22 protein-coding genes are annotated in these 22,491 nt (G+C 72.2%); 10 read left to right on the top strand and 12 right to left on the bottom strand.

What is annotated here, in order from left to right; translation table 11 throughout:
* Positions 1–27: 27 nt before the first annotated feature.
* The 6 genes from ACZ7L7_RS22925 to rsmI form a co-directional block, all read right to left on the bottom strand.
* A complete protein-coding gene (locus ACZ7L7_RS22925) occupies positions 28–930 on the bottom strand; it encodes a 4-(cytidine 5'-diphospho)-2-C-methyl-D-erythritol kinase (RefSeq protein ID WP_285515260.1) in 903 nt (300 codons plus the stop codon).
* A complete protein-coding gene (gene rsmA / locus ACZ7L7_RS22930; RefSeq protein WP_285515259.1) occupies positions 927–1,802 on the bottom strand; it encodes a 16S rRNA (adenine(1518)-N(6)/adenine(1519)-N(6))-dimethyltransferase RsmA in 876 nt (291 codons plus the stop codon). Before rsmA ends, ACZ7L7_RS22925 begins: the two co-directional genes overlap by 4 nt.
* Positions 1,803–2,112: 310 nt before the next feature.
* Positions 2,113–3,468 carry a ubiquitin-like domain-containing protein gene (locus ACZ7L7_RS22935; protein WP_471592370.1) on the bottom strand — a complete coding sequence of 452 codons (1,356 nt, stop codon included), beginning with the start codon at positions 3,466–3,468 and terminating at the stop codon, positions 2,113–2,115.
* 125 nt (positions 3,469–3,593) lie between these two features.
* Positions 3,594–4,472 carry a TatD family hydrolase gene (locus ACZ7L7_RS22940; protein WP_472076965.1) on the bottom strand — a complete coding sequence of 293 codons (879 nt, stop codon included), beginning with the start codon at positions 4,470–4,472 and terminating at the stop codon, positions 3,594–3,596.
* 97 nt (positions 4,473–4,569) lie between these two features.
* Positions 4,570–4,932 (bottom strand): hypothetical protein, encoded by a 363-nt coding sequence (locus ACZ7L7_RS22945; protein ID WP_472076967.1) that lies wholly within the window; start codon positions 4,930–4,932, stop codon positions 4,570–4,572.
* Between the two features lie 168 nt (positions 4,933–5,100).
* Positions 5,101–5,952 carry a 16S rRNA (cytidine(1402)-2'-O)-methyltransferase gene (gene rsmI, locus ACZ7L7_RS22950; RefSeq protein ID WP_471430682.1) on the bottom strand — a complete coding sequence of 284 codons (852 nt, stop codon included), beginning with the start codon at positions 5,950–5,952 and terminating at the stop codon, positions 5,101–5,103.
* A 62-nt stretch (positions 5,953–6,014) separates the two neighbouring features.
* On the opposite strand from rsmI, the gene ACZ7L7_RS22955 reads away from it, so the two are divergent.
* From ACZ7L7_RS22955 to ACZ7L7_RS22965, 3 genes are all read left to right on the top strand, one after another.
* Positions 6,015–7,766, top strand: coding sequence for a dolichyl-phosphate-mannose--protein mannosyltransferase (locus tag ACZ7L7_RS22955; protein ID WP_472076969.1), 1,752 nt, complete (start codon positions 6,015–6,017; stop codon positions 7,764–7,766).
* Between the two features lie 107 nt (positions 7,767–7,873).
* Entirely contained in the window at positions 7,874–9,487 is a 1,614-nt protein-coding gene (locus tag ACZ7L7_RS22960; protein WP_285515253.1) for a penicillin-binding transpeptidase domain-containing protein, read from the top strand.
* 121 nt (positions 9,488–9,608) lie between these two features.
* Positions 9,609–11,267 carry a penicillin-binding transpeptidase domain-containing protein gene (locus ACZ7L7_RS22965; RefSeq protein WP_472076971.1) on the top strand — a complete coding sequence of 553 codons (1,659 nt, stop codon included), beginning with the start codon at positions 9,609–9,611 and terminating at the stop codon, positions 11,265–11,267.
* A 48-nt stretch (positions 11,268–11,315) separates the two neighbouring features.
* Here the strand turns inward: ACZ7L7_RS22965 and ACZ7L7_RS22970 are convergent, their stop codons facing one another.
* The gene (locus tag ACZ7L7_RS22970; RefSeq protein WP_285515251.1) at positions 11,316–11,675 is read right to left on the bottom strand and encodes an SsgA family sporulation/cell division regulator; all 360 of its coding nucleotides are present in this window, start codon (positions 11,673–11,675) and stop codon (positions 11,316–11,318) included.
* Between the two features lie 167 nt (positions 11,676–11,842).
* On the opposite strand from ACZ7L7_RS22970, the gene ACZ7L7_RS22975 reads away from it, so the two are divergent.
* The 6 genes from ACZ7L7_RS22975 (at position 11,843) to ACZ7L7_RS23000 (ending at position 16,865) form a co-directional block, all read left to right on the top strand.
* Entirely contained in the window at positions 11,843–12,913 is a 1,071-nt protein-coding gene (locus ACZ7L7_RS22975; RefSeq protein ID WP_285515250.1) for an energy-coupling factor ABC transporter permease, read from the top strand.
* 1 nt (position 12,914) lies between these two features.
* Positions 12,915–13,676, top strand: coding sequence for a cobalt ECF transporter T component CbiQ (cbiQ, locus tag ACZ7L7_RS22980; RefSeq protein WP_285515249.1), 762 nt, complete (start codon positions 12,915–12,917; stop codon positions 13,674–13,676).
* A complete protein-coding gene (locus tag ACZ7L7_RS22985) occupies positions 13,664–14,431 on the top strand; it encodes an energy-coupling factor ABC transporter ATP-binding protein (protein WP_453603338.1) in 768 nt (255 codons plus the stop codon). The genes cbiQ and ACZ7L7_RS22985 overlap by 13 nt, the downstream gene beginning before the upstream one ends.
* Positions 14,432–14,441: 10 nt before the next feature.
* Complete coding sequence (locus ACZ7L7_RS22990) at positions 14,442–14,909, top strand: MarR family winged helix-turn-helix transcriptional regulator (RefSeq protein WP_471592366.1); 468 nt, start codon at positions 14,442–14,444, stop codon at positions 14,907–14,909.
* Between the two features lie 286 nt (positions 14,910–15,195).
* Complete coding sequence (locus ACZ7L7_RS22995) at positions 15,196–15,642, top strand: organic hydroperoxide resistance protein (protein ID WP_285515246.1); 447 nt, start codon at positions 15,196–15,198, stop codon at positions 15,640–15,642.
* 44 nt (positions 15,643–15,686) lie between these two features.
* Entirely contained in the window at positions 15,687–16,865 is a 1,179-nt protein-coding gene (locus tag ACZ7L7_RS23000) for a serine hydrolase domain-containing protein (protein WP_472076974.1), read from the top strand.
* A gap of 113 nt (positions 16,866–16,978) precedes the next feature.
* Here ACZ7L7_RS23000 and ACZ7L7_RS23005 read toward each other — a convergent pair whose 3' ends face one another.
* Positions 16,979–17,254 carry a DUF1876 domain-containing protein gene (locus ACZ7L7_RS23005; protein ID WP_285515244.1) on the bottom strand — a complete coding sequence of 92 codons (276 nt, stop codon included), beginning with the start codon at positions 17,252–17,254 and terminating at the stop codon, positions 16,979–16,981.
* Positions 17,255–17,360: 106 nt separating this feature from the next.
* Here ACZ7L7_RS23005 and ACZ7L7_RS23010 point away from each other — a divergent pair, with 106 nt between their 5' ends.
* On the top strand, positions 17,361–17,777 hold the full coding sequence (locus tag ACZ7L7_RS23010; protein WP_471430689.1) for a RidA family protein: 417 nt from the start codon (positions 17,361–17,363) through the stop codon (positions 17,775–17,777).
* An 82-nt stretch (positions 17,778–17,859) separates the two neighbouring features.
* Here the strand turns inward: ACZ7L7_RS23010 and ACZ7L7_RS23015 are convergent, their stop codons facing one another.
* The 4 genes from ACZ7L7_RS23015 to ACZ7L7_RS23030 all read right to left on the bottom strand — a co-directional run bounded on the left by ACZ7L7_RS23015 (position 17,860) and on the right by ACZ7L7_RS23030 (position 22,387).
* Positions 17,860–18,705, bottom strand: a complete 846-nt coding sequence (locus ACZ7L7_RS23015; RefSeq protein ID WP_471430690.1) for an EamA family transporter — start codon at positions 18,703–18,705, stop codon at positions 17,860–17,862.
* Positions 18,702–19,205, bottom strand: a complete 504-nt coding sequence (locus ACZ7L7_RS23020) for a YbaK/EbsC family protein (RefSeq protein ID WP_472076976.1) — start codon at positions 19,203–19,205, stop codon at positions 18,702–18,704. The genes ACZ7L7_RS23015 and ACZ7L7_RS23020 overlap by 4 nt, the downstream gene beginning before the upstream one ends.
* A gap of 192 nt (positions 19,206–19,397) precedes the next feature.
* Positions 19,398–21,626 carry an MMPL family transporter gene (locus ACZ7L7_RS23025; protein WP_285515240.1) on the bottom strand — a complete coding sequence of 743 codons (2,229 nt, stop codon included), beginning with the start codon at positions 21,624–21,626 and terminating at the stop codon, positions 19,398–19,400.
* Positions 21,627–21,781: 155 nt separating this feature from the next.
* Positions 21,782–22,387 carry a TetR/AcrR family transcriptional regulator gene (locus tag ACZ7L7_RS23030; protein WP_472076978.1) on the bottom strand — a complete coding sequence of 202 codons (606 nt, stop codon included), beginning with the start codon at positions 22,385–22,387 and terminating at the stop codon, positions 21,782–21,784.
* Between the last annotated feature and the right edge of the window lie 104 nt (positions 22,388–22,491).

Here is a 22,491-nt window from a genome sequence, read left to right on the forward strand (position 1 = left end):
TGGGTGGCTTTGCGCGGCACCCCGCCCTCAGAGCACCGTCGCCCCCGCCACCGGCCCCGAGGCCGTCCGTACCGACCTGCACGTCCCGGATGTACACAGTGCCTCGGAGACCTTCCGCGCCGACTCGGCATCCCGGACGAGGAAGGCCGTGGTCGGGCCCGAGCCCGAGACCAGCGTCGCGAGGGCGCCCGCGTCACGGCCCGCCGCGAGGGTGTCGGCGAGTTCGGGGAAGAGGGAGAGCGCGGCGGGCTGGAGGTCGTTGGAGACGGCCGCGGCGAGCGCGTCCGGGTCGCCCTTGGCCAGGGCGGTCAGCAGATCCGGGGAGGCCACCGGCTCCGGGATCTCCTGGCCCTCGGCGAGCCGGTCGAACTCACGGAACACCGCCGGCGTCGACAGCCCGCGCGAGGCCATCGCGAACACCCAGTGGAAGGTCCCGCCGGTCTCCAGCGTGCGCAGCTTCTCGCCCCGCCCGGTGCCGAGCGCGGCCCCGCCCACCAGGCTGAAGGGCACGTCGCTTCCCAGCTCCGCGCAGATGTCGAGCAGTTCGTCGCGGGAGGCGCGCGTGCCCCACAGCGCGTCGCAGGCGAGCAGGGCGCCCGCGCCGTCCGCGCTGCCGCCCGCCATACCGCCCGCGACGGGGATGTCCTTGGCGATGTGGACGTGCACGTCGGGGCGGATGCCGCGGCGCGCGGCGAGCGCCTCGGCCGCGCGGACGGCGAGGTTGGTGCCGTCCAGCGGGACCTGGGCGGCGTCGGGGCCCTCGCAGGTCACGCGGGGCCCGCTGCCGGGCTGCCGCGCGGTGACGGTCACCTCGTCGTACAGGCCGACCGCGAGGAAGACATTGGCCAGGTCGTGGAAGCCGTCCGCGCGCGCGGCGCCGACCGCGAGCTGGACGTTGACCTTGGCGGGGACGCGTACGGTGACGCTCACTGGTGACCGGACTCCTTGTGCTCGGCGATGCGCGCGAACTCCTCGACCGTCAGCGACTCCCCGCGCGCCTGCGGCGAGACACCGGCCGCGACCAGCGCCGCCTCGGCCGCGGGCGCGGAACCGGCCCATCCGGCGAGCGCGGCCCTGAGCGTCTTGCGCCGCTGCGCGAACGCGGCGTCCACGACGGCGAACACCTCCTTCTTGGAGGCGGTGGTCTTCAGCGGCTCGGACCTGCGGACCAGGGAGACCAGCCCGCTGTCGACGTTCGGGGCCGGCCAGAAGACATTGCGGCCGATGGCTCCGGCCCGCTTGACCTCGGCGTACCAGTTCGCCTTCACCGACGGCACCCCGTACACCTTCGAGCCGGGCGCCGCGGCCAGCCGGTCGGCGACCTCGGCCTGCACCATGACGAGGGTGCGCTCGATGCTCGGAAAGGTGTCGAGCATGTGCAGCAGCACGGGGACGGCGACGTTGTACGGCAGGTTCGCCACCAGCGCGGTCGGGGCGGGGCCGGGCAGCTCCGTGACCTGCATGGCGTCGGAGTGGACCAGCGCGAACCGGTCGGCGCGCTCCGGCATCCGGGCGGCGACGGTGGCGGGCAGCGCGCCCGCGAGGACGTCGTCGATCTCGACGGCGGTGACCCGGTCGGCCACCTCCAGCAGCGCCAGCGTGAGCGAGCCGAGCCCGGGGCCGACCTCCACGACCACGTCGTCGGGCCGCACATCCGCGGTACGGACGATACGGCGCACGGTGTTCGCGTCGATCACGAAGTTCTGGCCGCGCTGCTTGGTGGGCCGTACGCCGAGGACTTCCGCGAGCTCACGGATGTCGGCGGGGCCCAGGAGGGCGTCGGGGGCGGGGCTGCTGCTCACGGGACAAGGGTACGGGCCGGGGGGAGGGCGTCCGTCCTGCGCGGGGGTGGTGGGGTGCGGCGGGCGGGCGGGCGCGGGGTGGCGTGCGCCGCGCGGTGCGTGCCGTGTGCCGCGTACCGCGTACCGCACGGCGCGTACCGCGTGCCGCGCGCTGCGGGAGGGGAGCAGCGTTCGCGTAGAGCGGCGTGCGCCCCGCACGGCGGGAGGAGGCGCGAGGACCGTCCCGCGCGCCCGGCGCTCACAACCACACCGCACGCCTCGCGCGCGCTGCCCCATCACGCGCCCCGCGCGCACCTCACACGCCCCGCGCTCACCCCTGCAAACGCGCCCCGCAGTGCGGCCAGGGGCTCGCGCCGCGCTGCACGTACAGCTTCTTCGCGCGGAGCGTCTGCTCGGACGCCGGCGCGTCCTGGGGGCGCCCGTTGCCGCCGAGGCCGCGCCAGGTGCGGGTGTCGAACTGGTACAGGCCGCCGTACGTCCCCGAGGGATCCACCGCGTCAGCCCGCCCGCCCGACTCGCAGGCCGCGAGCGCCTGCCAGTTCAGGTGGTCCGCGCCGCGTACGGAGGTCGGCATGGGCTTGGTGCCGACCCGCACGACCTGGGTCCGCGGTTCGCGCACCAGCTCGGTTCTGATCCGGCGCGGCTTCTGCCGCACGCCGTTGACCGTGCGCAGGGAGTAGGTGATCCGGCGCAGGCCCGGATGTCCGGCACGTTCGACGACCTCGGTCCCGCGGAACAGTGAGGGGTCCTCGGTGCGCCGGACGTCGAAGGGGATCTCCTCCTCGCGGACCTCCTGGGTGCCGGTGATCCGCAGCACGGTCACCGTCTGTCCGTCGCGCGGGAAGCTGTCGAGCGGGACGGCGGTGGTGTCCTCGCCACGCAGGGTGATCCCGGCCTCCTCGACGGCCTCGCGTACGGTCGCGGCGTTGGTGCGCACGGTGCGGGCGCGCCCGTCGGCCATGACGGTCACGGAGCGCTCGGTGCGTACGTTCAGCGCGATCCCGGCGCGCCCGATCCTCAGGGAGCGCGCGACGGAGACGTACGCCCCCTCCGCGCGCACGCCCCACTGGCGCAGCGCCTCCTCCACGGTGCGGGCCGTCGTCCACACCTCGTGGCGCTCGCCGTCGAGCGTGAGCCGCACCGGGCGCCCGTACCGCACCTCGATCTCGTCCCCGCTGCTCAGCTCGGCGCCGGGGGCGGGCGCGACCACGTCGTGCGCCCCCACCCGCACGCCCTCCTCGGCGAGCAGCTCACCGACGTCGTCGGCGAAGGTGTGCAGGGTGCGCGGCTTGCCGTCGATGCTGAGCTCGATCGCCTTGTCCTTGGCGACGAAGGCGGTGGTGCCTCCCGCGAGGAAGGCGACGACCAGCGCCTGCGGCAGCAGACGGCGCACGGAGCCGTCCGCACTCCCGGCGTACCGCGACTTCCTGCGGCGCGCACCCCTACGCCCCGCTCCGGCGCGCGCAACAGGTGCGAGCGCCCCCTCCTCCGGCGCGCTCCAGCCGCCCGGGTCGTGCGCCCCCTCCTCGTACGCCGGGCGGTACGTGTCCACGTACACCTGCCCGTACGCCAGCGTCTCCGCGCTGTGCAGATCCGCGGGGGGCGCGTCGTAGCCGCCGTACGCCGGTGGCGCTGTGTACGTGCCGTACTGCGAGTTGCTGCTCACGTGGCCACGCTCCAGAGGGCCAGAGGGTCCCGATCGGGCCCCCAGAACCTAGCGGAGCGAGCGTCACTCTCCAAAGCGACGCGACTACACAACGTCGCGAGCGGCGCGCGTTCGACAGGACACGCTCAGTACCCGAACGCGCGCGCCGTGTTCGCGCCCAGCGCCGTCGCCAGCGTGTCCTCGTCGATCCCGCGCACGGCGGCCATCGCGCGCACCGTGACCGGGATCAGGTACGGCGCGTTGGGCCGTCCGCGGTACGGCGCGGGCGTCAGGAAGGGCGCGTCGGTCTCCACCAGGAGCAGTTCCAGCGGGGCGACGGCGACCGCGTCCCGCAGGTCCTGGGCGTTCTTGAAGGTGACGTTGCCGGCGAAGGACATGAAGTACCCCGCGCGGGCGCAGATCTCGGCCATCTCGGCGTCGCCGGAGTAGCAGTGGAAGACGGTGCGTTCCGGGGCGCCCTCCTCCTTCAGCACCCGCAGGACGTCCGCGTGCGCGTCCCGGTCGTGGATGACCAGCGCCTTGCCGTGCCGCTTGGCGATCTCGATGTGGGCGCGGAAGGAGCGTTCCTGCGCCTCCTTGCCGCCCTCGCCGGTGCGGAAGTAGTCCAGGCCGGTCTCGCCGACGGCCTTCACGTGCGGCAGCGCGGCCAGCCGGTCGATCTCGGCGAGCGCCGCGTCGAGCCCCGCGTCCCCGAGCGGTTCGCGCGCCCCCTGCCGGGACCAGCCGTCGGGGTCGCCGTGCACGATCCGCGGGGCCTCGTTGGGGTGCAGGGCGACGGCGGCGTGGACGCTGTCGTGCGCCGCCGCCGTGTCCGCGGCCCACTGCGAGCCGCGCACGTCGCAGCCGACCTGCACGACCGTCGTCACGCCGACCGACGCGGCCTTGGCGAGGGACTCCTCCACCGTGCCGGACTGCATGTCGAGGTGGGTGTGGGAGTCGGCGACGGGCACCCGCAGGGGCTCCGGGAGCGGCGGTGCCGCGTTCTTGTCGGTGGCGGAAGACATGCCGTCGATCCTACGGAAACGGCACGCCGGGCCCGTACCCGAATAACGGCCCCCCGCGCGCGGAGCCCGCCCATCGCGCCCCGCGCGCGGGTCCCTCTCAGCGCGCCCCGCGCTGGAAGGGATGCAGCAGGTCGGACAGGTGCCAGTGGTGCCGCCCCTCGGCCGCCCCGGGCGCGTGCCCCTGCGCGGCGTCCCGCACCGACGACACCTGCCCCGCGCGCATGATCCGTACGAGATGCGCGTCGCAGTTCTGGCAGGTGGGCCGGCGCAGCGGGGACGGTACGACGCGGCCGTCGGCCACGTACAGCACGAACTCCCGCCCCTCGGCGTCCGTGTGGTGCTCTATCTCGTAGGACTGCTCCCAGCCGTGCCCGCAGCGCATGCAGGCGAAGGAGTACGACTCGTGGACGACGGGCGTGGTCGCGGTGCGCAGACGGGTCTGCCCTGCGGTGTCGCTCATACCGGCTCCAGATGATCCGCTGGTGGGGCGGGTTGCGCCCCTGTGGCCAGTGGACTCCTCGGCGGAGCCGAAAGCACGCGAACTGTGCACTGTTGGCAGCGGCTTGGGCGTTCCTTGCCGAAGCGCCCGGCGCCGTTTACCCCGGCATGAGGACCGGGCCCGGAAACGTCACCGACTCTTTGCCGCCACCACCGCGTCGAACACGACCCGCTTGGGCAGCCCCGCCTCCACCGCGACGGCCGCGATCGCCTCCTTGCGGCGCTCCCCCGCCTCCTCGCGGACCCGCACCCGCCGCACCAGTTCCTCCGGGCCGATCTCCTCGGGCCCCTTCTCCGGGGCGCCCTCGACGACGACCGTGATCTCCCCGCGCACGCCCTCGGCCGCCCAGGCGGCCAGCTCGCCGAGCGTGCCGCGCCTGACCTCCTCGTAGGTCTTGGTCAGCTCCCGGCACACCGCGGCCCGCCGCTCCTCGCCGAAGACGGAGGCCATCGCGGCGAGGGTGTCGTCGAGGCGGTGCGGGGCCTCGAAGTAGACCATCGTGCGCCGCTCCTCGGCGACCTCGCGCAGCCGGGTGAGCCGTTCGCCCGCCTTGCGCGGCAGGAACCCCTCGAAGCAGAACCGGTCCACGGGCAGCCCGGACAGCGCGAGCGCGGTGAGCACGGCGGACGGGCCGGGAACGGCCGTGATCGGCACGTCCCGCTCGACAGCGGCGGCGACGAGGCGGTAGCCGGGGTCGGAGACCGAGGGCATACCGGCGTCGGTGACGAGCAGCACGCGCGCGCCGCCGAGCAGTTCCTCGACGAGTTCCGGGGTGCGGGCGGACTCGTTGCCCTCGAAGTACGACACCACGCGCCCCTTGGGGGCGACGCCCAGCGCCTGGGTCAGCCGGCGCAGCCGACGGGTGTCCTCGGCTGCGACGACATCGGCGCCGGCGAGCTCCTCGGCGAGCCGGGGCGGGGCGTCGGCGATCTCCCCGATGGGGGTGCCGGCGAGGACCAGGGTTCCGGGCGTTACTGTCACGTTTCCATCCTCGCAGGCGCCATGCGCGGGATTCCCACAGACGGGTTCCCTACGATGGCGCGGTGACCAGTACAGCGTCGTCCATGGACACCACGGACACCCGGCAGGGCCAGACGCCGCAGGACCAGCGGCCCTCGTGGCAGCAGCGGCTGCGGCGATTCGGATACACGGCGGGGCCGAAGAGCGATGTCCGCGACCGCCTGGTGCCGCCCTACGCGCAGCCCGGACCGAGACTGTGGAAGGTGCTCGACCTGCCGCCGACCCTCACCGACCGGCTGGTGCGCTGGTCCGGCTGGGGCGGTCCGCTGCTGGTCACGCTGTTCGCGGGCGTCCTGCGGTTCTGGAACCTGGGCAGCCCGAAGGCGGTGATATTCGACGAGACGTACTACGCCAAGGACGCCTGGGCGCTCGTCCACCGCGGCTTCGAGGTCAACTGGGACAAGAACGCCAACAACGCGGTGCTGGAGCTGGGCGACAAGGTCGGCATCCCGACGGACGCCGCGTACGTCGTCCATCCGCCGGTCGGCAAGTACGTCATCGGGCTGGGCGAGCTGATCTTCGGGTTCGACCCGTTCGGCTGGCGGTTCATGACCGCGCTGCTCGGCACGCTGTCGGTGCTGATGCTGTGCCGGATCGGCCGCCGGATCTTCCGCTCCACCTTCCTCGGGTGCCTCGCGGGCGCGCTGATGGCGGTGGACGGGCTGCACTTCGTGATGAGCCGCACCGCGCTGCTCGACGGGGTGCTGATGTTCTTCGTGCTGGCCGCGTTCGGCTGTCTGGTCGTCGACCGCGACAAGGCGCGCGAACGGCTCGCCGCGGCCCTCCCGAAGGACGCCGCCGGCCGGGTCCTGCCGCACGCGCCCACCGCCGACACCCTGAGCCTGGGCCTGCGCCCCTGGCGCTGGGCGGCCGGTCTGATGCTGGGCCTGGCCATCGGCACCAAGTGGAACGGCCTGTACTTCCTGGTCGCGTTCGGCCTGCTCACGGTCCTGTGGGACGTCGGCACCCGCAAGGTGGCCGGCGCGGGCCGCCCCTACGCGGCGGTCGTCCGGCACGACCTGGGCCTGGCCTTCCTCGCCACGGTGCCCGTCGCGATCGTCACCTACCTGGCGTCCTGGACCGGCTGGATCATGTCCGCCACGGACGGCTCCGGCGGCTACTACCGCAACTGGGCCGCGAACGACGGCAAGAACAGCGACTGGTCCTGGCTGTTCCCGGACTGGTGGCGCAGCCTGTGGCACTACGAGACGCAGGTCTACGAGTTCCACGTCGGCCTGTCCTCGCCGCACACCTACGAGTCCAACCCGTGGAGCTGGATCATCACCGGCCGACCGGTGTCCTACTTCTACGAGTCCCCGGCCCCCGGCACGGACGGCTGCCCCGTCGACGCCGGCGAGAAGTGCGCCCGCGAGGTCCTGGCCATCGGCACCCCCCTGCTGTGGTGGGTCGCCGCCTTCGCGGTGCTGTACGTCCTGTGGCGCTGGTTCTTCCGCCGCGACTGGCGCGCGGGCGCCATCGCCTGCGGCATCGTGGCCGGCTACCTGCCGTGGTTCCTCTACCAGGAACGCACGATCTTCTTCTTCTACGCCGTCGTCTTCCTGCCCTTCCTCTGCCTCGCCGTGGCCATGCTCCTCGGCGCGATCATCGGCCCCCCGAACTCCACGGAATCCCGCCGCGTGGCGGGCGCCACCGGCGCGGGCGTCCTGGTCCTGCTGATCGCCTGGAACTTCATCTACTTCTGGCCGATCTACACGGGCACGGCGATCCCGATCGACGACTGGCGGGCGCGGATGTGGCTGGACACGTGGGTGTAGTGACGGACGGTCGCCTGTAGCAGGCAACAATCGGGAAACTCCCGGCCCGTGTGTCACACCCTCCCCGTACAGTGCGAGGACAACGGGGAAACGGGGAGGGCTGCCCGATGGGCAAGGGGGTCAAGGCCGTAGTCATCGGCGGGGTGTTCGCCGTGATGGTGGGCGGTGCCGGGTACGGCGCGTACAACATCGTGTCCGCGGTCAGCGGTGACGGGACGCCGGAGGTGCGGACCGGGCCGCCGACCGAGGACGAGGTCGAGGAGGCGTCGGAGAAGTTCTTCACGGCCTGGGAGAAGGGGCAGGCGGCGCAGGCGGCGTCGTACACCGACTTCGCGCAGGAGGCCGAGCCGCTGCTCACCGCGTACGGCGAGGCCGCGCACATCAAGGACGTACGGATCACGCCCCGCCCCGCGAACGGCGGTGTCGTGCGCTTCTCCGTCAAGGCGAAGGTGTCCTACGACGGGACCACCAAGCCGCTCGCCTACGACAGCGAACTGAAGGTCGTACGCGGCAAGACCTCCGGGCGGGCGCTGGTCGACTGGGACCCGTCCGTCGTCCATCCGCAGCTGAAGAAGAACGACACCCTGGTCACCGAGGAGTCCGCGAACCCGCCCATCGAGGCCGTGGACCGCGACGGGCAGGTGCTGACGAAGAAGGAGTACCCCTCCCTCGGCCTGGTCATCGACACCCTGCGCCAGCGCTACGGCAGCAAGGCGGGCGGCACTCCCGGTGTCGAGCTGGTGATCAGGCACGCCGCCGAGGGCGTCGCCGACACCCCGCTGCTCACGATCGCCGAGGGCAAGCCCGGCAAGCTGCCCACCACGCTGAGCGCGCGCGTGCAGGCGGCGGCCGAGAAGGCCGTGAAGAACTACCCGGAGTCGTCCGTCGTCGCCCTCAAGCCGAGCACCGGCGAGGTGCTGGCGCTGGCCAACCACCGCAAGGACGCCTTCAACGCCGCCTTCGAGGGCAAAGTGGCCCCCGGCTCCACGATGAAGATCGTCACGACGGCCATGCTCATCGACAACGGCGTGGCCTCCATGAACAGCCCGGCGCCCTGCCCCGACACCGCCACCTGGCAGAGCCAGACCTTCAAGAACCTGCCCGGTCTGCAGCCCAACGAGAACGCCACCCTCGCCAACACCTTCATGCGCTCCTGCAACACCGGTTTCATCAAGCTCATCGACGAGGAGCCGCTGACCGACGCCTCGCTGACGGCGGAGGCCGAGGAGCGGTTCGGGCTCGGGCGGGACAACTGGCAGACCGGTATCTCCTCCTTCGACGGCAGCGTGCCCGCCTCCGGCGGACCGGACCGCGCGGCCAACGCCATCGGGCAGGGCCAGGTCCAGATGAGCCCGCTGAACATGGCCTCCGTCACGGCGACCGCGATCACCGGGGCGTTCAGGCAGCCGTATCTCGTCTCCCCCGACCTGGACGACCGCCAACTGGCCACCGCCAAGGGCCTGCCGGCCGGAACCTCGGCCCAGCTCAAGCAGATGATGCGGCTCACCGCGACCCAGGGCACCGCCAGTGGGGTGATGCGCGGGCTCGGCGGGGACATAGGCGCCAAGACCGGTTCCGCCGAGGTGGACGGCCAGACCGCCAACAGCTGGTTCACCGGCTTCCGCGACGATGTCGCCGCGGCGGCCATGAGCGTGTCCGGCGGGCGCGGTGGCGAGGCGGCCGGGCCGATCGTCCGGGACGTGCTGGCGGCGGGAGGCTGAGCGGAGGCCCGTAGTCCACCTGGGGGGTGCTGAAGCTCACCCGCCGAGGACGGGACTCTAGGGTGGTGCCGTCGTTGGGCCGGTCGGCAACCCCGGGGAAAACGCGGAGGATCGAAGGACAGTGGGCAAGAGAAGGCGCGTCGCCGAGCGACGGAGGACGAGACCCGCCGTGCTGGCCGGCGGGGCGATCGCCGTGGTCGCCGTGGGCGTCGGCGGGTACGCGCTGTTCGGCGGCGGTGCCGCGGCCGATGACCGCACCCGGGCTGCCGCCGAGGAGAAACCGAAGGTCAAGACCGGCCCGCTGTCCCCGAAGGAGGTCGCCACCGCCTCCCGTACCTTCCTCACCGCCTGGCAGAAGGGCAAGGTCACCGAGGCCGCCGCGGCCACCGACGACACCGAGGCCGCCCGGAAGCTGCTCACCGGCTACACCAAGGACGCCCGCATCAAGGACGTCACCCTCACCCCGGGCAGCCCGAAGGGCGCCGAGATCCCCTTCTCCGTCAAGGGCACGGTGACCCACGGAAAGATCAGCAAGCCGCTGGCGTACGACAGCGCGCTGACGGTCGTACGGCGGAAGTCCGACGGCGAGCCGGTCGTCGCGTGGAAGCCGTCCGTGCTGCACCCCGACCTCAAGGACGGCGACACCCTGGTCACCGGCGAGGCCGGGACCCCGCCCATCAAGGCCCTCGACCGGGACGGCGGCGAGCTGACGACCGACAAGTACGCCTCGCTCGGCTCGATCCTGGACAGCCTGCGCGAGAAGTACGGCAAGACGGCCGGCGGCAAGGCGGGCATCGAACTGCGCGTGGACCGCGCCAAGGGCTCGAAGTCCGCGGACAAGACGCTGCTGGAGCTCAGCAAGGGCACACCCGGCACCGTGAAGACCACGCTCGACCCCGGCCTCCAGGCCGCCGCCGAGGCACAGGTCGCAAAGAAGCCGCGCTCGTCCGTGGTGGTGCTGCGCGCCTCCACCGGCGAGATCCTCGCCGCGGCGAACGCCTCCAAGGGCTTCAACACCGCTTTCCAGGGCTCCCTCGCGCCGGGCTCCACCATGAAGGTCGTCACCTCCTCGCTGCTCATCGAGAAGGGGCTGGCCTCGGCGAACAAGCCGCATCCGTGCCCGAAGTACTTCACGCACGGCGGCTGGAAGTTCCAGAACGACGACAAGTTCCAGATCAAGGGCGGCACTTTCAAGGCGAGCTTCGCCCGCTCCTGCAACACCGCCTTCATCAGCCAGGCCCCGGAGCTGGACGACAACAGCCTCACCAAGCAGGCCCAGGAGGTCTTCGGGCTCGGCCTGAACAACTGGTCCGTGGGCGTGTCCACCTTCGACGGCTCCGTGCCCGTGCAGTCGAAGGCGCAGATGGCGGCCGAGCTGATCGGCCAGGGCGGGGTGCGGATGAACCCGCTGAACATGGCGTCGGTCTCGGCGACGGTGAAGTCGGGCGTCTTCCACCAGCCCTACCTGGTCTCTCCCGAGGTGGACGGCAGGCAGCTGGCGAAGGCCGCGCGCACGATGTCCGCGGACACGCTGTCCCAGCTGCGCGAGCTGATGAGCTACACGGCCGCCTACGGCACGGCCGCCGAGGCGATGGCCGGGGTCAGCGGCGACGTCGGCGCCAAGACGGGCTCGGCGGAGGTGGACAACCAGAAGAAGCCGAACGGCTGGTTCACCGCGTACCGGGGCGACCTGGCCGCGGCGGGCGTGGTCCAGGCGGGCGGACACGGCGGCGAGACGGCGGGGCCGATCGTCGCGGCCCTGCTGAAGCTGGGCGGCTGAGCCGCAGCGGGGCCCTCAGTGGTGCACGGGCTCAGCGGGAGGCCGGGCTCAGTGGTGCACGGGCTCAGCGGCCGCGATGTACGTACGGCGCAGGAACCGCAGCAGCGCTTTGCTCTCGAACTGCACGACCGAGACGCCCTGCGAGGAGTGGAACTCCACCACGGCCTGGACGCGGCCGCACGGCCACACCCGTATCTCGCCGCTGCCGGCCGGGGCGCGCAGCCCCTGCTCCAGCAGGGACCGGTCGCAGGTCCACTCGTGCGCCCCGGGCAGCCCGAACCGCACCGCGCGCGGGTCGAGATCGGGGTCGTAGCGCAGGACCACGGGGACGGCGTCGCTCTCTTCCTGTAGTCGGACGTCGGTGTCGGTGACGATGTGGGCGCGTGCGTACTGCTCGACTACGGACATCGGACGGCCCCTTCACACTGAGCGACCTATGCGAAAGCTAAGAATCCGCTTTCTCTCCAATGTCGCACATTTTCCGCGGTGCGCCCCCGGAGCCGGAGAGCGTGCGCCGGTTGTTTTGTGGCACACGCTCTTGCAAACCGTTCGCAACAAGCCACTATCATCGAACGGTGCATGTGCCTGACGGATTCATAGACGCCCCGACCTCGGTCGCGACCGGAGCGGTCGCCGCCGCCGCGGTCGCCGTGAGCCTGCGCGGCGCCCGCCGTGAGCTCGACGAACGCACTGCCCCGCTGGCCGGCCTGGTCGCCGCCTTCATCTTCGCGGTGCAGATGCTCAACTTCCCCGTCGCCGCCGGCACCAGCGGCCATCTGCTCGGCGGTGCCCTCGCCGCGATCCTCGTCGGCCCCTACACGGGTGTGCTGTGCGTGTCCGTGGTCCTGCTCATGCAGGGCATCCTCTTCGCGGACGGCGGCCTGACCGCGCTCGGTGTGAACATCACCAACATGGCGGTCGTGACGACCGTCGTCGCCTACGCCCTGTTCCGGCCGCTGGTGAAGCTGCTGCCGCGCACGCGGCGCTCGGTGACCATCGCCTCCTTCGTCGCCGCGCTGATCTCGGTCCCGGCGTCCGCGCTGGCCTTCACGCTGATGTACGCCGTCGGCGGCACCACCGACGTCTCGATCGGCAAGGTCGCGGGCGCGATGATCGGCGTGCACGTGCTCATCGGGATCGGTGAGGCGGCGATCACGGCGCTCACGGTGGGCGCGGTCATCGCCGTGCGCCCGGATCTCGTGTACGGCGCGCGCGGCCTGCGCCAGCGCCTGCAACTGCGCGTGAACGGCGCGCTGGTCGACGCCCCGGCGCCCGAAGAGGCGCGCGACGGTGCGCCCACGGCGCCCGTCGCGGCGCGCACGTCCCGCCGCGCGCTGTGGATCTCCGGCCTGGCCACCTCGCTCGTCCTCGCGGGCTTCGTCAGCTTCTACGCCTCGGCGAACCCCGACGGCCTGGAGAAGGTCGCCGCCGACCACGGCATCGACGAGAAGGCCGAGGACCACGCCTACGCCGACTCCCCGTTGGCGGACTACGGGGTGAAGGACGTGGATGACGCCCGCCTGTCCGGGGGGCTGGCGGGCGTCATCGGCGTCGGTGTCACGGTCGTCGCGGGCAGCGGCGTCTTCTGGGCGGTGCGCAGGCGCCGTGCGGCGGACGACATCTCCCCGGTGAGCACGAGCGTCTGACATGGGCGCCGGGCACGCGCACAGGCTCTACCGGCACGGGCACTCCCCCGTGCACGGCCTGCCCCCGCACACCAAACTGGCCGCCACCTTCGCGTTCGTGGTGGTCGTGGTCTCCACCCCGCGCGAGGCGATGTGGGCGTTCGGTCTGTACGCCGCCCTGCTCGCGGGAGTGGCGTACCACGCACGCGTGCCCGCCGGTTTCCTGCTCAAACGGCTGCTGATCGAGGTGCCGTTCGTCGCCTTCGCGGTGCTGATGCCGTTCGTGGCGGAGGGCGAGCGCGTCGATGTCCTCGGCATGTCGCTGAGCGTCAGCGGCCTGTGGGGCGCCTGGAACGTCCTCGCCAAGGGCACGCTCGGCGTCGCCGCCTCGGTGCTGCTGGCCGCCACGACCGAACTGCGCGAACTCCTGCTGGGCCTGGAGCGCCTGAAGCTCCCGCCGCTGCTCGTCCAGATCGCCTCCTTCATGATCCGGTACGGCGATGTCATCACCGACGAGATGCGGCGCATGCGCATCGCCCGGGAGTCGCGCGGTTTCGAGGCGCGGGGCGTACGGCACTGGGGGGTGCTCGCGAAGTCGGCGGGCGCCCTGTTCATCCGCTCCTACGAACGCGGCGAGCGCGTCCACCTGGCCATGGTCAGCCGCGGGTACGCCGGTTCGATGCCGGTGATCGACGAGGTGACCGCGTCCCGCGCGCAGTGGGCGTACGCCTTCACCCTCCCCTTGGCCGCCCTCGTCGTATGTCTGCTGGGATGGACGCTGTGACTGCTTCTCTGGAGGTCTCCGGCCTCGCCTTCGCCTACCCCGACGGCCACCAGGCCCTGTTCGGCGTCGACTTCAGCATCGAGCGCGGCGAACGGGTCGCGCTGCTCGGCCCGAACGGCGCCGGCAAGACCACCCTCGTGCTGCACCTCAACGGCATCCTGAGCGGCGGCACCGGCACGGTGAAGGTCGCGGGGCTGCCGGTGGGGCGCGCGCACATGGCCGAGATCCGGCGCAAGGTCGGCATCGTCTTCCAGGACCCCGACGACCAGCTCTTCATGCCGACGGTCCGCGAGGACGTCGCCTTCGGGCCCGCGGCGGCCGGGCTGAAGGGGGCCGCGCTGGAGGAGCGGGTGGACCGGGCGCTGGAGCAGGTCGGCATGGCCGGCTTCAAGGAACGGCCGCCGCACCACCTGTCGTTCGGGCAGCGCCGCCGGGTGGCGGTGGCGACGGTGCTGGCGATGGAGCCGGAGATCCTCGTCCTGGACGAGCCCTCCTCCAACCTCGACCCCGCCTCCCGCCGCGAACTGGCCGACATCCTGCGCTCCCTGGACGTCACCGTCCTGATGGTCACCCATGACCTGCCCTACGCCCTGGAACTGTGCCCGCGCTCGCTGATCCTGAGCGAGGGAGTGATCGCAGCGGACGGCAAGACCGGAGAACTCCTCGCCGACGAGAAGCTGATGCGCACGCACCGGCTGGAGCTGCCCTTCGGTTTCGATCCGCGTTCCGTCCCGGCGCCCGGCGCCCGTCCGTGACAATGGGCGGGTGACGAGCCACCAAGACAGCGCCGCCGGGTCCCTGCTGCTGGACGAGCAGCTGTGCTTCGCGCTGTACGCGGCCCAGCGCGCGGTGACGGCCGCGTACCGGCCGCTGCTCGACGACCTCGGGCTCACGTATCCGCAGTACCTGGTGCTGCTGGTGCTGTGGGAGCGGGGCGAGACGACGGTGAAGGAACTGGCGGGGGCGCTGCGGCTGGACTACGGCACGGTGTCGCCGCTGCTCAAGCGGCTGGAGGGCGCGGGTCTTGTGCGCCGGGAGCGCTCGGCGGGCGACGAGCGCTCGGTGCTCGTGGCGTGCACGGGGCGCGCGGAGGAGCTGCGGGAGCGCGCGGCGCGCCTGCCGGGCGCGCTGCTCGCGGCGACGGAGCTCGACGGGCCGGAGGTCGCGCGGTTGCGTGAGCAGTTGTGGCGTCTGACGGAGAAGGCGCAGTCGGCGGCGGACCGCGCGCGGTGAGCGGCACGCGCTGAGGCGTGCGCGCGGAGGCGCGTACCGGGTCGCGCGCGCCGTTTTGCGCGCGCGAGAGCGTGCACACTGACCGTCGCCTGCCGGGGCCGCGCACGCGGCCTTTCCGTGCCAGGGCTCACACGCCGGGGCGCCAGGCAGGCATCACGCGCCTGCGCTCACCCCCTCACCCCGGCGTTACCCCCGGTTGCCACCCCCTGCCCTCACCACCACCACCTACCGGCCAGTACCTTGTGCACGATGTAATCACGCACACTCTTTCCGGGAGGCGACGACCTTGACCGAGGGCACCGCTGTCGACACCCGTCCCACCAAGATCATGTATGTCGCCGAGGCCACCGCGCACGGCGGCAGGGACGGCTACGTGACCAGTCAGGACGGCCACCTGGAACTGCGCGTGGCGATGCCGCCGCAGCTCGGCGGCGACGGCAACGGCACCAACCCCGAGCAGCTGTTCGCCGCCGGCTTCAGCGCCTGCTTCCACAACGCGCTGGTCCTGGTCGGACGCCGCGCCGGTTACGACCTGTCCGGCTCCACCGTCGCCGCGAAGGTCGGCATCGGCCCCAACAAGCAGCGCGGTTACGGGCTCGCGGTCGCCCTCAACGTCTCCCTGCCGGTGCTGGACCCGGAGGTCGCAACGAAGCTGGTGGACGCCGCCCACGAGGTCTGCCCCTACTCGAACGCGACCCGCGGGAACATCGACGTCTCCATCCTGCTTGGGTGAGAGGGAGACAGCTTCACCTGAGCAGGGCACGAAGGAGTACGGACGTGGACGTGAACGGCACAGTGGCCGAGGGCTTCGAGCCGGTCGGAGAGGCGTTCGCGCGGAACTTCGCCACCCTCGGGGAGCGGGGCGCGGCAGTCGCCGTCTACCGGGACGGGCGGAGGGTCGTCGACCTGTGGGCGGGTGCCAAGGACGTCGACGGCACCGACCCCTGGCAGCGGGGAACGGCGCAGGTCGTGCGCTCGGCGACCAAGGGCGTGGCCGCCGCCGTACTCCTGCTTCTGCACCAGCGCGGGCTGCTGGACCTGGACGCGCCGGTGGGTGAGTACTGGCCGGAGTTCAAGGCGCGGGGCAAGGAGCGGGTGACGGTCCGGCAGGTGCTCAACCACCAAGCCGGGCTGCCGGTGCTCGACCGCCCGCTCACTCCCGAGGAGGCGCTCGATCCGGCGCGCGGGCCCGAGGCCGTGGCCGCGCAGGCGCCCGTGTGGGAGCCGGGGAGCGCGCACGGCTATCACGCGCTGACCTACGGCTGGATGCTCGACGAGATCGTGCGCCGGATCACCGGGCAGAGCGCGGGCGAGTGGATCGCGGCCGAGATCGCCGGACCGCTCGGCGCCGACTTCTGGCTCGGGCTCCCGGCCGCCGAGGAGAGCGCGGGGCGTGCGGGGCGCGTAGGAAACATCGAGGGGCCCGAGCCGCCGGCCGGGGCCGTCCTGCGCGCCCGCCCCAAGCGCTCGGTGACCGCCGCCTACACCGACCCGGACTCCCTCACGCGCCGCGCCTTCGCCGCGATCACACCCTTCCCGGAGCAGAACGAACCGGCGTACCGGGCGTCCGCGCTGCCCGCCACCAACGGCATAGCCACCGCCGACGGACTCGCCCGTATATACGCGGCGCTCATCGGCGAGGTGGACGGGGTGCGCCTGTTCGACGAGGCCACGGCGGAGCTCGCCCGCGCGGAGGAGTCCGCGGGGCCGGACCGCGTCCTGGTGGTGAACACCCGCTTCGGCCTCGGGTTCATGCTGCACGGCAGCGCGTCCCCGTTCCTGTCCCCCGACTCCTTCGGTCACCCCGGCCGCGGCGGCTCCCTCGGTTTCGCCGACCCGGCGTCCGGGATCGCGTTCGGCTATGTCACGAACGGCTTCCGCAAGACGGTGACCGCCGACCCGCGCGCCCAGGCGCTGGTCCGTGCGGTGCGCGAGTCGCTCACCAGGGGCGCGTAGAAAAGCACGTCGCGGGGCGCGCACACCTTCGCGCACGCCCCGCGTACCCGGAACACGCCCGGCGCTCGACAGCCATCGAGCGCCCCGCGCCCCTCAGTGCACTCCCTCACTCCTCACGCATGAATCGGATGCGACGTCCGCCCGGAAACCGCGTCGATCTCCCCGTGCGCCTTCGTCAGAAGCTGCATGGCGAGTTCGTTCAGCGCCCGCGCACCCGCGATCTCCTCACCGACCCGTGGCTGATTCTGGTCGGTGTGGTGGCGGCTGGCATGCCCCTGGGCCCGTACTTCCGTGCCGTCGGGCAGGCGCACCATCGCCGCCGCGCGCGTGTGCCGCTCGTCCTCGCTGAACTCCATGTCGACGTGCCAGCCGACTGTGGTGTGCATCATGACGATCACCTCCGGAACACCTGATTCCAGGGTGCTCCTCCAGCCACCTTCCGCACCACCGCAGCCGCACGGAATGCGCCCCCGGGCCCGGGGCGTTGAGTGGATCATGACGTCCGACGAGCGCACGATCACCAACCCGTCCACGCTCCACGACCCGACCCCCTTCGGGTACAGCCACGCCGTCTCCGCACCCGGCGAGACCGTCCACATCGCCGGCCAGTACGCTTCCGACGCCTCCGGCGCGCCGGTCCCCGGTGACTTCGCCACCCAGGTGGAGCTCGCCTTCGACCGTCTGCGCTCGGCGCTGGAGGCCGTGGGCCTCGGCTTCGAGCACGTGGTGCGGCTCGGCACCTTCATCGTCGACCACGACCCCTCGAAGCTGGAGGTGCTCGGCAAGGCGCTCGCCGCCCGCTTCGGCGACCGCCTCCCCGCCCAGACCCTGAGCGGAGTCGCCGCCCTCGCCCTCCCCGGGATGCTCTTCGAGCTCGACGCGGTCGCCGTACGCCCGACACCCCGGGCCTGACGAGAGGCGCGCCCGACCAGCGGACAAGGCCCCACAAGGCCCGCCCCCGTCCGACCGGCGCGCAAGGCCCGGCCGCCGGCGCCTACCCGGCCCGCAGCATCAACCCGATCCCCGCCACCACCAGCGCCGCGGCCACGATCCGCGGCGCTCCGAACCTCTCCTTGAAGAACACCGCGCCGATGGCCGCTCCCACGATGATCGAGGATTCCCGGAGCGCGGCGATCGGCGCCAGTGCGGCCCGGGTCTGGGCCCACAGGACCAGGGCGTAGGCGGCCACCGACAGGGCGGCGCCGAGCAGGCCGAGCGCGGCGTGGGGCCGTAGCACCGCGACCGCGTCGGAGCGCCAGCGCCAGGCCGCGTACGCGGGGATGACCACGCCCTGCACGGCCATGAGCCAGGCGATGTAGCCGAGGGAGGTGCCCGAGGCGCGTACGCCGAGGCCGTCGACGACCGTGTAGGCGGCGATGGTCAGGCCGGTCGCGACCGCGGCGCCGAGCGCTGCCCAGTTGGGCCGCCGCCCGCGCAGCCCCCACAGCGCGACCCCGGTCAGTCCCGCGCAGGAGACGGCGACGCCGGTGGCCGCCCAGCCGTCGGGGACCTCGTGCGCGAACACAGCCGCCAGCACGGTGACGACCAGGGGTGCCGTACCGCGCGCGATGGGGTAGGCCTGGCCGAAGTCGCCGAGCCGGAAGGACCTCATCAGCAGGGCGTAGTACGCCATGTGGATCGCCGCGGAGCAGAACAGGTACGGCCACGCCCCGGCCGCCGGGAGCGGCGTGAACGGCATTGCCGCCAGCCCGATCAGCATCCCGCCCCCGGAGATCAGGGTGAAGCCGACGAGCTTGTCGGGGATGTGGTGGGCGAGGGCGTTCCAGCCCGCGTGCGTGACCGCGGCGAGCAGCACGGCCGTGGCGACCAGGGGTGTCACGCGGTGCGCTCGCGCACGTCCACCAAAGTGCCGCCGGCGTGGGCGATCAGGGACTTGGGCTCCATGGGGAAGACGGTGTACGGCGTGCCCGCGGCGGCCCAGACCACGTCGTGGTCGAGCAGCGAGCGGTCGGCGAGGACCCTGGTGCGGGTGCGGTGCCCGAAGGGCGGGACGCCGCCGATGGCGTAACCGGTGGTCTCCCGTACGACGTCCGCCTTGGCCCGGGTGACCTTCTCGGCGCCGAGTTCGCGGCGCACCAGCTCCACGTCGACGTGGGAGGCGCCGTCCATGAGGACGAGGACGGGCTCGCCGTCGGCGGCGAAGATCAGGGACTTGCAGATCTGGCTCAGTGCGCAGCCGATCGCGGCGGCGGCCTCCTCGGCGGTCCGGGTGGCCTCCGGGAAGCGCCGGACCTGCGCGAGGACTGATCCGAGCCCCAGCGCGTCCAGAGCGGCGGCGAACCTGGGGTGGGCCTCGGTGGAAGCATCGGCAGACGTCATGCGGGCACGCTAGCGGTACGTGTACCGGGCACGCGACCGTATTGCGGCCCCTGCCGAACGGCCGTACAGCCGCGCAGCCGCGCAGCCGGACAGGCCGTACGGATCAAACGGCCGTACGAAACAAGCAGCCGGTGAGGGCGCCACCGTCCCCACGCTGGCCCTCACCGGCTGGTCCTTGTCAGGAGCCGTACGTCACGCGCGTACGAGTTCCTTGTCGTCGTCCTCCGCGCGGGAGTCGCGGGAGTCCTCCTCGGCGGCCCTCAGGCCCTCGCCCTCGACGTCGACGTTGGGCAGGGCGCGGTCCAGCCACTTGGGCAGCCACCAGGCCCGCTTGCCGAGCAGGGCAAGAACCGCCGGGACGATCGCCATACGGACCACGAAGGCGTCGAAGAAGACGGCGATGGCGAGGCCGAAGCCGATCATCTTGACCATCGACTCGGAGGAGCCGATGAAGCCCGCGAAGACCGCCATCATGATCACCGCGGCGGCGGTGACGACCCGCGCCCCGTGCCGGAAGCCGGTGACCACGGCCTGGCCGGGGGTCTCGCCGTGGACGTACGCCTCACGCATCCGGGTCACGAGGAAGACCTCGTAGTCCATCGCGAGGCCGAAGACCACGCCGACCATGAAGATCGGCATCATCGACATGATCGGTCCGGTCTCCTCCACGCCCATCAGGCCGGACAGCCAGCCCCACTGGAAGACCGCGACGACGGCGCCGAGTGCGGCGAGCACGCTCAGCAGGAAGCCGAGCGCCGCCTTCAGCGGGACGAGGATCGACCGGAACACCGCGATCAGCAGCAGGAAGGCCAGGCCCACGACGAGCGCGAGGTACGGGATCAGCGCGTCGTTCATCTTCTGCGAGAAGTCGATGTTCATCGCCGTGCTACCGCTGACCAGCACCTCGGTGTCGGTGTCGGCCTTGATGCCGGCGCCGGTGTCGCGGATGGCGTGGACCAGGTCCTCGGTCTCGGTGGAGGAGGGCTTGGAGTCGGGGATCACGGTGATGGTGAAGGTGTCCCCGGGCTTGTTGAAGGTCGCCGGGGTGACCGTGACGACGCCGTCCAGGTCCTTGATCTCGTCGGCCACCTCGGTGGCGGCGGCCTTGGGGTCGGCGCTGCCCTTGGCGTCACCGACGACCATCAGGGGGCCGTTGAAGCCGGGGCCGAAGCCCTCGGAGAGCAGGTCGTAGGCGCGGCGCTGGGTGGTGGAGGTGGGCTGGGAGCCGTCGTCGGGCAGGCCCAGTTCCAGGGAGGCGACCGGTACGGCGGCGGCGCCGAGGCCGATGACACCGAACAGCAGTACGACGACGGGGCGGCGCACGACGAAGCTCGCCCAGCGGGTGCCCATGTTGGGCTTGGCCGGCCCGTCCGAGGTCTTCTTCCTGCGGCCGAGCAGCTTGCTCTTCTCCCCCGCGGGCTGCACCTTGCGGCCCGCGTACCCGAGCAGCGCCGGGATCATGGTCAGGGCGATCAGGACCGCGATGACGACGGTTCCGGCGGCCGCGATGCCCATCTTGGTCAGCATCGGGATGTTGACGACCGACAGGCCGACCAGTGCGATCACGACGGTGAGGCCGGCGAAGACGACCGCGGAGCCCGCGGTGCCGGTGGCGCGGCCGACGGCCTCCTCGCGGCTGCGGCCCTCGGCGAGTTCGGCGCGGTAGCGGGAGACGATGAACAGGGCGTAGTCGATACCGACGGCAAGGCCGATCATCGTGGCCAGGGTGCCGGTGGTGGAGCCGAGTTCGAGCGCGTTGGCGAGGGCGGTGATGGCGGAGACGCCGATCCCGACGCCGATCAGGGCGGTCAGCAGCGGCAGTCCGGCCGCGACCAGCGAGCCCAGGGTGATGACGAGGACGACGGCGGCGACCGCGATGCCGATGATCTCGGTGGAGCCGGTCTCGGGCGTGGCCTGGAGCGCGTCACCGCCGATCTCCACGGTCAGGCCGCTCTCGCGGGCCTCGTCGGCGGCGTGTTCCAGGGCTTCCTTGGAGGAGTCCTCCAGTTCCATGCCGGAGACCTCGTAGCGGACCTGGGCGTAGCCGACGCGGCCGTCCTTGGAGACGGACTTCGTCTCGAAGGGGTCGGTGACGGAGACGACCTCGGAGCCGTTGCCGAGCTCCTTGACGGCCTGCTGGACGGCGGACTTGTGCCCGGCGTCGGCGAGCTTGTCGCCCTTGGGTGCCTGGAAGACGACCCGGGCGGTCGCTCCGTCGGCGCTGGAGCCGGGGAAGCGCTCCTCCAGCAGGTCGAAGGCCTTCTGGGCCTCGGTGCCGGGGATGGAGAAGGACGAGGTGCCCGCGGCGGGCGCGGAGGCCGCGCCGACGCCGGCGAGCGTCAGCAGGGCCACCCATATGAGGGCGACGAAGTGCCGGCGCCGGAAGGCGAGACGGCCCAGTCGGTAGAGGAACGTGGCCACGGAGGCGTACTCCCGGTCATGTCGTGGGGGTGTGCAGGGCAGGGTGGATCAGCCCGTGAACGAGGTGGGTTCAGGGCAGGGTGGGTCAGCCCGGCGACGTGAGCGGTGACGTCAGGTGGAGGGCTTGCTGGGGAGGCGCCGGCCGGGAGGGCCGGTCAGTCGTGGGAGGCGCCGAGGGCGGGGAGGACCACGGCGTCGATGTAGGACAGCAGGAATTCCTGCGTGGGTGGCAGCTCGTCGATGAGCGTCCGGGCGGCGAACCCGCCGAGCATCATGTGCATCATGTAGTCGATCGCGGGGTTGTCCGCACGGACCTCGCCCCGGTCGATCGCTCTCTGCACCACTCGACGGAACTCCGCCATCTCGGGTTCGATCAGGTGCTCCCGGAACGTCGCCAGCAGATCCGGGTTGCTGTGCACGGCCATCGCGAGCCCCCGCATCAGCGCGGAGTTCTGCTCCATCTCGCAGTCGTCCGAGCGCAGGGTGAGGGCGTGCAGGTCGCCCTTGAGGGACCCGGTGTCGATGTCGCCGAGCCCGATGCCGCCCGGCTTGCTGTGCCGTACGGCCTTGGCCACCAGTTCGGCCTTGCCGCCCCACTGGCGGTAGAGCGTGGCCTTGCTGGACTTGGTGCGCGTGGCGACCGCGTCCATGGTGAGGGCGTCGTAACCGACCTCGCGGAGCAGGTCGAGCACGGCCCCGTACAGCTCGGCCTCGCGCTCGGGCGTGATCCGGCTGCGGCGCGCGGTTGCAACCTCGGCCATGGTGCACTCTCCTCTCCGCCGTCCGGCTGTCCGATCCACCGCGCCGTCGGCCGGGAGCCGGGGAGGCCCCCGCGAACGACACGGTTTCGTACACAAGGAATGTA

Source organism: Streptomyces sp. NPDC110618, from assembly GCF_055657065.1.

Excerpts from the sequence above, each read along its gene's own strand:
- cbiQ (WP_285515249.1), top strand. The coding sequence starts at position 12,915 with ATGGGCGCCGGGCACGCGCACAGGCTCTACCGGCACGGGCACTCCCCC.
- ACZ7L7_RS23020 (WP_472076976.1), bottom strand. The coding sequence starts at position 19,205 with ATGACGTCTGCCGATGCTTCCACCGAGGCCCACCCCAGGTTCGCCGCC.
- ACZ7L7_RS22970 (WP_285515251.1), bottom strand. The coding sequence starts at position 11,675 with ATGTCCGTAGTCGAGCAGTACGCACGCGCCCACATCGTCACCGACACC.
- ACZ7L7_RS23030 (WP_472076978.1), bottom strand. The coding sequence starts at position 22,387 with ATGGCCGAGGTTGCAACCGCGCGCCGCAGCCGGATCACGCCCGAGCGC.
- ACZ7L7_RS22945 (WP_472076967.1), bottom strand. The coding sequence starts at position 4,932 with ATGAGCGACACCGCAGGGCAGACCCGTCTGCGCACCGCGACCACGCCC.
- ACZ7L7_RS22940 (WP_472076965.1), bottom strand. The coding sequence starts at position 4,472 with ATGTCTTCCGCCACCGACAAGAACGCGGCACCGCCGCTCCCGGAGCCC.
- ACZ7L7_RS23005 (WP_285515244.1), bottom strand. The coding sequence starts at position 17,254 with ATGATGCACACCACAGTCGGCTGGCACGTCGACATGGAGTTCAGCGAG.
- ACZ7L7_RS23010 (WP_471430689.1), top strand. The coding sequence starts at position 17,361 with ATGACGTCCGACGAGCGCACGATCACCAACCCGTCCACGCTCCACGAC.
- ACZ7L7_RS22985 (WP_453603338.1), top strand. The coding sequence starts at position 13,664 with ATGGACGCTGTGACTGCTTCTCTGGAGGTCTCCGGCCTCGCCTTCGCC.
- ACZ7L7_RS22960 (WP_285515253.1), top strand. The coding sequence starts at position 7,874 with ATGGGCAAGGGGGTCAAGGCCGTAGTCATCGGCGGGGTGTTCGCCGTG.